This is a genomic window from Nocardia aobensis NBRC 100429, assembly GCF_000308375.1.
Lineage (GTDB): Bacteria > Actinomycetota > Actinomycetes > Mycobacteriales > Mycobacteriaceae > Nocardia > Nocardia aobensis.
In genome coordinates this window covers 18,658-30,356 of sequence record NZ_BAFQ01000039.1, presented here as the reverse complement: position 1 = coordinate 30,356, position 11,699 = coordinate 18,658, and the positions used below count along the sequence as shown (strand labels likewise).

At 70.0% G+C, this 11,699-nt stretch carries 11 protein-coding genes; 4 read left to right on the top strand and 7 right to left on the bottom strand.

What is annotated here, in order from left to right:
* Positions 1–24: 24 nt before the first annotated feature.
* From tsaB to alr, 4 genes are all read right to left on the bottom strand, one after another.
* A complete protein-coding gene (gene tsaB / locus RJ03_RS04660; protein ID WP_036498297.1) occupies positions 25–714 on the bottom strand; it encodes a tRNA (adenosine(37)-N6)-threonylcarbamoyltransferase complex dimerization subunit type 1 TsaB in 690 nt (229 codons plus the stop codon).
* Between the two features lie 259 nt (positions 715–973).
* A complete protein-coding gene (gene tsaE / locus RJ03_RS04655) occupies positions 974–1,459 on the bottom strand; it encodes a tRNA (adenosine(37)-N6)-threonylcarbamoyltransferase complex ATPase subunit type 1 TsaE (protein ID WP_051024324.1) in 486 nt (161 codons plus the stop codon).
* Complete coding sequence (locus tag RJ03_RS04650) at positions 1,452–2,582, bottom strand: alpha/beta fold hydrolase (protein ID WP_051024323.1); 1,131 nt, start codon at positions 2,580–2,582, stop codon at positions 1,452–1,454. Before RJ03_RS04650 ends, tsaE begins: the two co-directional genes overlap by 8 nt.
* Positions 2,582–3,724, bottom strand: a complete 1,143-nt coding sequence (gene alr, locus RJ03_RS04645; protein WP_232329262.1) for an alanine racemase — start codon at positions 3,722–3,724, stop codon at positions 2,582–2,584. The genes RJ03_RS04650 and alr overlap by 1 nt, the downstream gene beginning before the upstream one ends.
* Before the next feature lie 162 nt (positions 3,725–3,886).
* Between alr and RJ03_RS04640 the strand changes: the two genes are divergently transcribed.
* Positions 3,887–4,705, top strand: coding sequence for an SDR family oxidoreductase (locus RJ03_RS04640; RefSeq protein ID WP_036498295.1), 819 nt, complete (start codon positions 3,887–3,889; stop codon positions 4,703–4,705).
* A gap of 99 nt (positions 4,706–4,804) precedes the next feature.
* Here the strand turns inward: RJ03_RS04640 and RJ03_RS04635 are convergent, their stop codons facing one another.
* Positions 4,805–6,277: an NAD(P)H-hydrate dehydratase gene (locus RJ03_RS04635; protein WP_373281674.1), complete on the bottom strand. Its 1,473-nt coding sequence runs from the start codon at positions 6,275–6,277 to the stop codon at positions 4,805–4,807.
* A 174-nt stretch (positions 6,278–6,451) separates the two neighbouring features.
* On the opposite strand from RJ03_RS04635, the gene RJ03_RS04630 reads away from it, so the two are divergent.
* Positions 6,452–6,883 carry a plastocyanin/azurin family copper-binding protein gene (locus RJ03_RS04630; RefSeq protein WP_036498294.1) on the top strand — a complete coding sequence of 144 codons (432 nt, stop codon included), beginning with the start codon at positions 6,452–6,454 and terminating at the stop codon, positions 6,881–6,883.
* On the opposite strand, the gene RJ03_RS04625 is transcribed toward RJ03_RS04630, so the two are convergent.
* Positions 6,870–7,349, bottom strand: coding sequence for a MarR family winged helix-turn-helix transcriptional regulator (locus RJ03_RS04625; RefSeq protein ID WP_036498293.1), 480 nt, complete (start codon positions 7,347–7,349; stop codon positions 6,870–6,872). The two genes, RJ03_RS04630 and RJ03_RS04625, sit on opposite strands and share 14 nt — an antisense overlap.
* A gap of 135 nt (positions 7,350–7,484) precedes the next feature.
* On the opposite strand from RJ03_RS04625, the gene RJ03_RS04620 reads away from it, so the two are divergent.
* Positions 7,485–8,675 (top strand): MFS transporter, encoded by a 1,191-nt coding sequence (locus tag RJ03_RS04620; protein ID WP_036498292.1) that lies wholly within the window; start codon positions 7,485–7,487, stop codon positions 8,673–8,675.
* A 15-nt stretch (positions 8,676–8,690) separates the two neighbouring features.
* On the opposite strand, the gene glmS is transcribed toward RJ03_RS04620, so the two are convergent.
* Positions 8,691–10,559, bottom strand: coding sequence for a glutamine--fructose-6-phosphate transaminase (isomerizing) (gene glmS, locus RJ03_RS04615; RefSeq protein ID WP_036498291.1), 1,869 nt, complete (start codon positions 10,557–10,559; stop codon positions 8,691–8,693).
* A 130-nt stretch (positions 10,560–10,689) separates the two neighbouring features.
* Here glmS and RJ03_RS04610 point away from each other — a divergent pair, with 130 nt between their 5' ends.
* Positions 10,690–11,556, top strand: a complete 867-nt coding sequence (locus RJ03_RS04610; RefSeq protein ID WP_036498290.1) for a dienelactone hydrolase family protein — start codon at positions 10,690–10,692, stop codon at positions 11,554–11,556.
* Positions 11,557–11,699: the final 143 nt, after the last annotated feature.

Genomic DNA, 11,699 nt, shown 5'->3' with positions numbered 1-11,699 from the left:
GGACCACCGGCGAGGATTCGGTACTCATCGCACCGCCTGATAGCTGCGTTCGACGGCATCGGGCCGGCGCAGATACAGCGGGACCAGCGGCTCCGGCGTCACGCGCGCGAGGATGTCGCGGGCGGCGCACCGCGCCAGACCCGCGGGCGACGGGGTCTCCACCGGCAGCACCGGAAGATCGAAAAAGTCGACGTGCGAGGGCGATCCGGCGATCGCGGTCGCGTCCCCGGAATCCAGATCGACGGGTTTGCACACGCCCGGGCCGTCGACGCGCCCGCTGCGGCGATACCGCGCCCAGTACACCTCGCGACGGCGGGCGTCGGTCACCACGAGCAGTTCGGCGCCGGAACTCTCGTCCTGCCCGCCCGGCACGTCGGACCACGCCTCCGCGGCGATGGCGTCGAGACTGCAGACGCCGTGTACCGGCAGGCCCAGGGCGTCGCCGAACGCGGCGGCGGTCGCCATACCGACGCGCAGGCCGGTGAACGGGCCGGGGCCGATACCCACCACGACCGCTCCGATATCGGTGCGGGTGCGGCCGGCCTCCTCGAGGCAGGCGAGGATCTGCGGGGTGAGCACCTCGTTGTGGGCGCGCGCGTCCACGGTCACGCGGGAGGCGAGAGTGCGGACCTGCGGCTGTGTGGCGGCCTGCTCCAGTTCCACCAGTCCTGCTGTAACGGCAGGCGTCGCGGTGTCGACAGCAAGTACAAGCATGATTGCCTCAACGATACCGGTTGGTCACCTCCCGTATGCCATCAGCGCCGTCGGCGTATCCGCATGTCGCAACCGCAGGGCAAACCGCTGCGCGCCGGAGGTGCGCACGTCGTGACGAGGCGCCCGCCCAGGGCTCGTCAACGATTAAGTGCCGCAACAACTGCCGGAGCGCCGGTGCAGCCGGGCGCGGTTGGCCGGGCCGGATTCCACGCTGCCGCGGATTCGCCCGGGCGGCATCGGTGGCGAGCGTCACAACCGATCAGTACTGTCCGACCCACTCCCAGGTGGCGGTGCGCGTCTCCGATTCGGCTTCCCGATGCAGCCGCACCCGCAGATGACGGTCCGCGAGATGTTCGACCACTCCGAGACCCCATTCCACTACCACGACCGATTCGTGCAGATCGGCATCGAGATCCAGGGCGTCCAGTTCGTCGAGATCACCGCCCAGCCGATAGGCGTCGACGTGCACCAGCGGTATCGATCCCGGCGCCGCGCCGGCGCGATGCTGCCGCGCGATGATGAAGGTCGGTGAGCTGACCCGCCCCTCGACCCCGAGCCCGGCCGCGATCCCCCGGGTCAGCGCGGTCTTGCCCGCCCCGAGCGGACCGTCGAGCACCACCAGATCCCCGGGCCGCAGCTCGGCCGCCAGCTCCCGGCCCAGCGCCTCGGTATCGGCGACCGTGGGCAGTTCCCGGCGCTCGGCCTCGCCCTGATCGTCGGGCGCCCCGTCGCGACGCTCAGCCATTGCTCGCCTCCCGGCCCGCGCCGAATTCGACGGATGAGCCGCCGAAGACGCCCGCGCGCAACAGCAATCGTTCCAACGCGGCATTCATCAACTCGGGATACTGCAGATGCACCATATGCGCGGCGTCGGTGACCCGGACCAGATCGGCGTCCGGGAGCCGGGCGGCGAGTTCCCGCGAGTTACGGAACGGGATGATCAGATCGTGGTCGCCGCCGACGACCAGCGCCGGCCGCGGCGCGAGCACCGGCAGCGCCGCCGATTCGTCGTGGACCTGCAGTGCCTCGAGGAATTTCACGATGGTCTCGACGGGTGTCCGATCGATCATCGAGGTGGTGAATCGCGACAGTGTGGGACTGACGTCGCCGTGGAACGAACTGACATGCAGCACCGGGGTGATCAGCTGGCGTGCCGTGACCCGTCCCGCCTGCACCAGCGCCGGCGAGGTGTGGACGAGTACCCGGAACCCGTCGATCGCCGGACTGCGCAACAGCTGTGCCGCACCGGCACGGGTCACCCCGGCCGCGGTGGTGGACAGCAGTGCGGAGGCCAGCACGCGGCGCTCGAACAATTCGGGATCCCGGGCGGCCGCCGCGAGAATCGCCATCCCGCCCATGGAATGCCCCACGAGCACCAGCGGCCCGTCGGGGGCGCACTCCTCGATCACCCGCAGCAGGTCGCGCCCCAGCTGCGCGACCGTGCAGCTCGCACTGCTCGGCGTGCCGGAGCTGCCGTGCCCGCGCAGATCGAAGAACACCATGCGGACCTGCTCGCCCCACTGCCGCGCCAGATCGCGGCGCTGAAAGTGGAACGAGTGCATGCTGTTACAGAATCCGTGCACGAAAACGACCGTGGCGGAGGGGTTTCCGGCGCCGACGACGCGGACGGCCAGCGGTACGCCGTCGTCGGCCACCACGCGGCGCGCGGGGTCGCGGTCCAGCAGCGTGAAATCCTCGTCGCGCAGGTCGTCACCGCGGGCCGGCCAGGCGACGGCGGCGCCCATTCGCCGCAGGGCCTGCGCACCGGCGAGGGCGCCCAGCACACTCGCGGATGCCACCCCGCCCCGCAGCAGTGCGGACCGTACCCGCCGCGCGTTCCGAAACCGATGTGCCCGTTCGGGTTCCATCACACCACCCCTGCCTGTCCGGTATAGCCTCGCACGACACGGCCACGGGGGGAACAGACGATCTCGTAGTGGATGGTGTTCATCAGTTCCGCCCACCGCTGTGCGTGCGGATCGCCGGGGGCCCCGCCGAACAGCACCGCGCGATCGCCCTCCTGCACTCCCTGCCGGTTCTCGCCGAGGTCCACGACCAGCTGGTCCATGCACACCCGGCCGATGTTCGGATACTCCGCGTCCCCGATCCGCAGTGCGATCCGGCCCCCCAGGCCGCGCGGCACACCGTCGGCATAGCCCGCCGGAATCAGCGCCACGGTGGTGTCGTGCGGCGCGATCCACTCGTGGCCGTACGACACGCCCTCGCCCTGGGCCACCCGCTTGACCAGGGCGACCCGGGCCCGGAAGGTCATGGCCGGGCGCAGGCCGAAGTCGGAGATCTCCGGAATCGGACTGAGGCCGTAGACGGCGATACCGGGCCGCACCATGTCGAACGCCAGATCGGGCCGGGTGAGGGTGGCCGCGGAGTTGGCCAGGTGGACCACCTCGGGTTGCAGCCCGTAATCCTTGGCGACGGCGATGGCCTCGACGAATCTGTCCCGCTGCACATCGATGACCGGATGCTGCGGCTGATCGGCATGGGCGAGATGGGAGAACATCGCCCGCAGATGCACCACCCGCTCCGCGACCAGCTCCTGCAGCAGGGCCAGCACGTGCGGATAGTCCGCGGAGGAGACACCGTTGCGGTTCAGGCCGGTATCGAGCTTCAGCGTGACGGTCGCGGTGGTCCCGCTCGCCCGCGCCGCGCGCTCCACCGCCCGCAGATGGGCGGTCGAGGACACGCCGATCTCGATATCGGCGGCGATCGCGGCCGTGTAGTCCGCGTCGGAGGTGTTGAGCCAGCTGAGGATGGGCGCGGTGATACCGGCCGCCCGCAGCTCGAGCGCCTCGGCAATGGTGGTCACACCGAGTTCGGCCGCGCCCGCGGCCAGTGCCGCCCGGCCGACCTGCACCGCGCCGTGGTTGTAGGCGTCGGCCTTGACCACCACCATCACCGCGGCATCGCCCGCGTGTTCGCGCAGTATCCGCACGTTGTGTGCGATGGCATCCAGATCGACGACGGTCTCCACCTGCGGATCAGCGCTACTCACGGCTACCGATCCTGCCACGCGGCGCGCCGGGGCCACCCGGCGCGCCCGAGTGACTTCGGATCGGGTCGAGATCAACTCTTGCTTGGAGTGCACTCCAGCTCGTTAGCGTGGTTCACGCGGGCATACGCCGCCCGCCACCCACCCATCCACCAGAGGGGTTTCATGAGCAAGGTTTGGTTCATCACCGGCGTCTCGCGCGGATTCGGTCGCGAATGGGCCCTCGCGGCCCTCGAGCGCGGCGACCGGGTCGCCGGAACCGCGCGCAAGCTGGAGACGCTCGACGATATCGTCGCCGCCTACCCCGACACCTTCCTGCCGCTGCGGTTGGACGTCACCGACCGCGCGGGCGATTTCGCGGCGGTCGCCGAGGCGGCTGCGCGGTTCGGCCGCCTGGACGTCGTGGTCAACAACGCCGGTTACGGCCATTTCGGCATGATCGAAGAGCTCACCGAGGACGAGATCCGCGCGCAGCTCGAGACCAATGTCTTCGGGGCGCTGTGGGTCACCCAGGCGGCACTGCCGATTCTGCGCGAGCAGGGCAGCGGGCACATCATCCAGGTGTCGAGCATCGGCGGGATCAGCGCCTTCCCGAATCTCGGCGCCTATCACGCGTCGAAGTGGGCGCTCGAGGGGTTCTCGCAGTCGCTGGCGCAGGAGGTCGCCGGTTTCGGCATCCACGTCACCCTGATCGAGCCGGGCGGGTTCAGCACCGATTGGGCCGGCCCGTCGTCGGTACACAGCGCGGAGAACCCGGCATACGACGAGGTGCGGGCGGCGCGCAAACGCACCCGTGCGGCTCAGCAGCCCGGCGAGCCGACGGCCACGCGGTCGGCGATCCTGGCGGTGGTCGACGCCGACAAACCGCCGTTGCGGCTGTTCCTGGGCACCGCGCCGCTGCAGATCGCGACCGCCGACTACGAGTCGCGGCTTTCGACCTGGCGCGAATGGGAGGCGGTAACGCTGGCGGCACAAGGGGATTGATTCGGAAACGAACCCGTGGGGGATGCCGGCGGTGCGGTCTCGGCACCGGCCACCGAACCCCTCAGGCCGGAAAGTGCACGCGGATCAGCCGGTCGTCGGTCAGCTTTCGGCAAGACTGCGCAAGGTCCGCACTGCGGCGCGTAGGTGGTGCAGCAGCGGAGTAGCCGAAATGGGCGCTCCCGCATCGCTGTTCGCGTGGGCGGCGAGGTTGGCGGCGAGGGCATGGACGCGCGCGGCGGCCGCCGCCGCCGACGCTGGTTCCCGCCCCGCCGCCAGCAGGGCGCCGATGACGCCGGACAGGACGTCACCGGCGCCCGCGGTGGCCGCCCAGGAACCGCCCGCCTCGTTGACCAGCGTCGGCTCGCCGGGGGTGGCGACCAGCGTGGACCGCCCCTTCAACAGGACCGTCACCTGCCATTTCTCGGCGAGTTCGCGCACCGCAGCGACCCGGTCGGGGCCGAGTTCACGGCCGGTGAGACGCGCGAATTCGCCTGCGTGCGGGGTCAATACGGTGGGCGCCCCGCGACCGGTGACCAGCTCCGGCGCGGCGGCAAGCAGGGTCAATCCGTCGGCGTCGACCACCACGGGCAGATCAGTGGCCAGGATCTCCGCCAGGCGCTCGCGCGCCGCGTCGTCGGTGCCCGCCCCCGGCCCGAACACCCAGGACTGCACCCGGCCGGTATCGGAAATACTCTCGGTTGCGATGACTTCCGGGAACTGCGCGAGCACGTGCGCGGCCGCGGTTCCGGCGTAACGCACCATGCCGGAGGTGGCGGCCACCGCGGCGCCGGTGCACAGCACCGCGGCTCCGGGATAGGTGTCACTGCCCGCATGGATCCCGGTTACGCCCTGCGTGTATTTGTCGTCGTGCGGTCCGGGCACCGGCCAGTCACGACCGATCGACACCGGCTCCAAGGCGGCCAGGGCCGGCGCGGGCAGGCGTAAACCGATGTCGATCAACTCGATTCGCCCACACCACGGTGCGGCCAGCGCGTGCACCGGTTTGTACGCACCGAAGGTCACCGTCACCGCGGCCCGCACCGCCGGGCCGTCCACCGCACCGGTATTCGGATCGACACCGCTCGGCAGATCGGCGGCGACGATCGGCGCCTCGACCGCCGCCACCAGTTCGGCGGCCCGCGGTCGCAGCGCACCCCGGCCGGAGATGCCGACGATGCCGTCGACCACCAGGTCCGGCGCGCCGAGCAGTTCCGCGGCCGATCCCGCGCCGGCCTCGCGAATCCGGCCGCCCGCCCGGCGCAGCGCCGCGAGCCCTTGCGCATGCGCTCGCTCGGGTGACAACAGCACCGCCGTCACCGCCACCCCGCGCCGGCGCAGCGTGGCGCCCGCCCAGAGCGCGTCGCCGCCGTTGTCCCCGGATCCCACGAGCAGGGTCACGGCTCGCCCGGCGACGGCTCCGGTCCGTTCCCGTAGTTCGGCCGCAACCACATTCGCCAATCCGTACGCGGCGCGGCGCATCGGCACCCCCGCGGCGACCCGCTCGAACAGTTCGGCTTCGGCCGCTCGCACCTCGTCGACGGTGAAGTATTCCCGCAGGACCGGTGCCATCATTCGCCTCCTCGTCGGGATCGCGGTAGGAATCGCGCTCGAATCGGAACCTCCAGCAGCGTACGCCCGGAGATCTCCGGTCTCGGTATGCCCGCGGCTCTCTCGCCGACGCGACGACGCCGACACCGCGCGCGGGTGCGGCAAGCCGGACGCAACCACCGGACTAGGCTCGTAGCCATGGCCCACAGCACCGTACGCCACCGCGCAGCGCGTCTCCTCCCGACCGCCGGAGCGCTGGTGGCTGCCGTGCTGATCGCCGGATGTGGTTCGAACACAACGACATCCACACCGTCGACCACGACCGCGGCCACACCGCCGGGCACTGCGGCAGCCTCGCCGACCTCGGCCCAACCGACCTCGGTCACCGTGCGCGTCGAGGATATGAAGTTCTCCCCCGACGCCGTGACCGTGCATGCGGGCGACACGGTGACCTGGAAGTTCTCCGACAAGGTGCCGCATGCCGTACAGGGCATCGGCGATGCGGCGATGGGCATCAACAGCCCCATCTTCACCGGCGGCGAGTGGAGCCACACCTTCGCGATCCCCGGCGTCTACCGCTACCTGTGCCCGCTGCATCCCGAGATGCGCGGCACCGTCACCGTGCGGTAGTCACTGCCCGCGCCTCGCGACGATTCAACGCCTCCACGGCCGTGACCAGCGGGGCGAGTTCGGGATCGGCCGCGGCCTCGCCGAGCGCCTGCGACAGCGCGGCATCGTTGGTGGGCCGCGCCTGTTCGAGCAGTTCGAGACCCGCGGGCGTGACGTCGGTATAGATGCCCCGACGGTCGTCCGGGCACAGATAGCGCTGCAGGAGACCGCGGTCCTCGAGCCGGGTCACCAGCCTGGTGGTCGCGCTCTGGCTCAGTGCCACCGAATCCGCGACCTGATTCATCCGCAGATGGCCACCGGGCCCGTCATGCTGCCGGCTCAGCACGGTGAGCAGTGAATATTCGCGCACACTGAGCTCGTGACCGGCCTGCAGGGCGCGTTCGATCCGCGCCTCGATCCGGTCGTGCAGCACCGAGAGCGCATACCAGCCATCCGCCAATCCGGTCAGCGCGGCTTCCGCGGTCATCGGCCCTCCTCATGTCGTCGCCGTCCCCAGGATAACGCGCTCCCGCAATAGCACGCGCTTGCAATTAACACGCGTATGCAATTATTGTCGACGCCCGTAACGCCCGTCTACAACTCTGTGTGGAGGCTTGTACCGATGCCACTCGCACTTCTCGCACTCACCCTCGGCGCATTCGCCATCGGGACGACCGAATTCATCGTGGTCGGATTGCTGCCCGGGGTCGCGGACAGTTATGCGGTCTCGATCCCGACCGCCGGCTGGCTCGTCACCGGATATGCCCTCGGCGTCCTCGTCGGCGCGCCGGTGATGACCGGCCTCGGCACGCGCGTGTCCCGCAAGCGCATGCTGTTGATCAGCCTGCTGCTCCTGATCGCCGGCAACGCATTGTCCGCCGCCGCACCGACTTTCGGTCTGATGCTGACCGGCCGCATCGTCGCCTCACTGGCGCACGGCGCCTTCTTCGGCATCGGCGCGGTGGTCGCCGGATCGCTCGTCGCCCCGGACCGCCGCGCCGGTGCGATCGCCATGATGTTCACCGGGCTCACCGTGGCGACCGTGGTCGGCGTTCCGCTGAGCACGCTGCTGGGTCAGCATTTCGGCTGGCGGCTCGCCTTCGCGCTGGTCGCCGTCGTCGGCGCGCTCGCCTTCGGCGGAGTGCTGGCGCTGGTACCCGATCGGCCGGCACCGCGCGATGCCCGGTTCACCCGGGAACTGGCGGTCCTGCGCAATCCGCAGGTCCTGCTGGCGATGGCGATGACCGTGCTCGGCTTCGGCGGTGTGTTCGCCGCCATCACCTACCTCGCACCGATGATGACCGAGGTCACCGGCTTCGCGGAAACCTCCGTCACCTGGATCATGGTGCTGTTCGGACTCGGATTCCTGATCGGCAATCTGGTCGGCGGCCGCTACGCCGACCGTCACCTGCTGCCGATGCTCTACATCACACTGGCGGCGCTGGCCGTCGTCCTGGCCCTGTTCACGCTCACCGCGCACAACAAGGTCGCGGCGGCGATCACCGTCGTCCTGATCGGAGCGCTGGGCTTCGCGACCGTGCCGCCGCTGCAGAAGCGGGTTCTCGATCAGGCCGCGGCGGCGCCGACGCTGGCCTCCGCGCTCAATATCGGGGCCTTCAACCTCGGCAACGCGCTGGCCGCATGGCTCGGCGGGTCGGTCATCGCCGCGGGTTTCGGCTACACCGGCCCGAGTTGGGTCGGTGTGGTCCTGGCCACGAGCGCGCTCGGCCTGGCCCTCTGGTCGGGCGCATTGGAACGTCGCACGACACGATCCGTCGCTGCGCCCGAAGAACTTGTGGCCGTGGGAGATTGACCGGAGCGCCCGCCGCTATTCGACGGTGACCGACTTCGCGAGGTTGCGCGGTTTGTCGATGTCGTAGCCACGGGTCTGTGCCACCTCGGCGGCGAAGATCTGCAGCGGCACGGTCGACAGCAGCGGCTGGAAGAGGGTCGGGGCGGCCGGGATCTCGATCAGATGGTCGGCGAACGGACGGACCGTATCGTCACCCTCCTCCGCGATCACGATGGTGCGGGCACCGCGGGCCTGGATCTCCCGGATATTGCTGAGCAGCTTCGAATGCAGCACCGCGCGTCCCTTCGGGGAGGGCATCACCACGATCACCGGCAGGCCCTCCTCGATCAGCGCGATCGGGCCGTGCTTGAGTTCACCGGCGGCGAAACCCTCGGCGTGCATATAGGCCAGCTCTTTGAGCTTGAGCGCACCCTCGAGCGCGACCGGGTAGCCGACGTGGCGGCCGAGGAACAGCACCGTCGACTGATGCGCGAACCGCCGGGCGATCTCGCGGACCTGCGGCGCGGTCTCGAGCACCCGCTCCACCAGCTTCGGCATGGCCTCCAGCTCACCGAATTCGCGGGCCACCTCGTCCGGGTACTTGGTGCCGCGCGCCTGCGCGAGGGCAAGGCCCACAAGGTAATTCGCGGTGATCTGGGCGAGGAAGGCCTTGGTCGAGGCGACGCCGATCTCCGGGCCGGTACGGGTGTAGACCACGGCATCGGATTCGCGTGGAATCTGCGCGCCGTTGGTGTTGCAGATCGCGAGCACGCGCGCCTTCTGCTCCTTGGCGTGGCGCACCGCCTCCAGCGTGTCGGCGGTCTCACCGGACTGCGAGATCGCGACCACCAGCGTGGACCGGTCCAGGACCGGGTCGCGGTAGCGGAACTCGCTGGCCAGCTCGACCTCGACCGGAACCCGGGTCCAATGTTCGATCGCGTACTTGGCCAGCAGGCCGGCGTGATACGAACTGCCGCAGGCCACCACGAACACCTTGTCGAATTCGCGCAGTTCCTGGTCGGCGAGGCGCTGCTCGTCCAGCACGATGCGACCGTTGTCGAAATGGCCCATCAGCGTCTCGGCCACTCCGGCGGGCTGCTCCTCGATCTCCTTGAGCATGAAGTAGTCGTGGCCGCCCTTCTCGGCGGCGGCCAGATCCCAGTCGATGGTGAACGGACGGGTCCGCGCACCCTCGGTGGCGCCGGCGAAATCGGTGACCACGTAGCTGTCCGCGGTGATCACCACGGCCTGGTCCTGACCGAGCTCGACCGCTTCGCGCGTGTGCTCGATGAACGCCGTCACATCCGAGGCGATGAACATCTCACCCTTGCCCACACCGACCACCAGCGGTGTCGAGCGACGCGCGGCCACGATCGTGCCCGGATGGTCGGCATGGGTGAACACCAGCGTGAACGCGCCCTCGAGCCGGCGCAGGACGGCCAGTGCGCTGCCGACGAAATCACCGGCCGTGGGTCCGGCCGCATACGCCCGCGCGACCAGGTGGACCGCGACCTCGGTGTCGGTATCGCTGCGCAGTTCGACCCCGGCCTCCTCGAGCTCGCGACGCAGCGGCGCGAAATTCTCGATGATGCCGTTGTGCACGACCGCGACCCGGCCCGCGAGATCGCGGTGCGGGTGCGCGTTGCGATCGGTGGGCGCGCCGTGCGTGGCCCACCGGGTATGCCCCATACCGGTCGTACCGGCGAACGCGGCGGGACCGGCCTCGGCCAGCTCGGCCTCCAGATTGGCCAGCCGACCGGCCTTGCGCTCCACCGCGATAGTGCCCGCGCCGTCCAGGATCGCCACGCCCGCGGAGTCGTAGCCCCGGTACTCCATGCGGCGCAGTGCGTCCACGACGACGCCGAGCGCGTCCCGGTACCCGACGTAGCCAACGATTCCGCACATGGTGTCCCAGCCTACTTGGGCCGCGTGGACACGCGAATCGGCCTGCTATCGCAGCAGGTGGCGGCGTGTCCGGGCCGCTCCGCTCGCGACAGTGCCGCATTCCGGGCGACTCTCGGTAGAGTTCTCCCCCGTGTCGGTGTCTGTGAAATCGCTTCTGAGCATTCTGACCAGCCCGGGTCCGCACCGGGTGATGCGCGGCAACCTCGGCATCGCCGGGCAGCCCGGCGTGGTGTACACCCCCGAAGAGGGCCACAACCTGCCCGCGGTCGCCTTCGGACACGGCTGGCTCGCCGGCGCCGGCAACTACCGCCGATTGCTCGAACATCTCGCGTCCTGGGGTTTCGTCGCCGCCGCACCCGACACCGAACGCGGCCCGCTGCCCTCGCACCTGAATCTGGCCACCGACCTGCTGACCACCCTCGACATCTGCGCGGGCGTGCGCCTGGGCGGCGGCACCATCAGCGTGCACCCGGACAAACTCGCCCTGGCGGGGCACGGCATGGGCGCGGGGGCCGCCGTCATCGCGGCCTCGCAGCGCAAGGTCGGTGCCGTGGCGGCCCTCTATCCGGCACCCACCGCCCCGAGCGCGGAAGCCCTCGCACCCCAGATCGACACCCCGGCCCTCATCGTCGGCGGCGGTGCCGACATCTCCACCGGCAACTGCACCGCGCAGGCCCTGGCCACCGCCTGGGGCGGGCCGATGTCGCTGCGCACCGTCGACAAGGCCACCCACAACGGCATCGTCGAGGGCCGTCGCGCCCTGGCCGCCCTCGGCGCCGCCAAATACGAACCGAAGACCGAACGCATCACCCGCGCCCTTCTGGTCGGCTACCTCAGCTACCAACTCCTGGGCGACAAGAAGTATCAGCCCTTCGCCGACCCCGAGGCCGACATCCCGCACACCGCCGCGGTCGACCCGGAAGCCACCGAAGAGCCCGAGCCCGAACACGTTTCGCCCCTGCAGCTCGTCCAGATGGCCCGCGCCCTGCGCAAGTAGGAGGCCGTCGACAATCGATTCTCGAAGTCAGGCTCGCCATCGTGAACTCCTGGGACGACACCAGCTACAACTGGGGCCTCTGCCGCCGCCGGAACGCCCCCGTATCCAGAACCGAAACCGCAACGCGATCCGCTCGAACGACG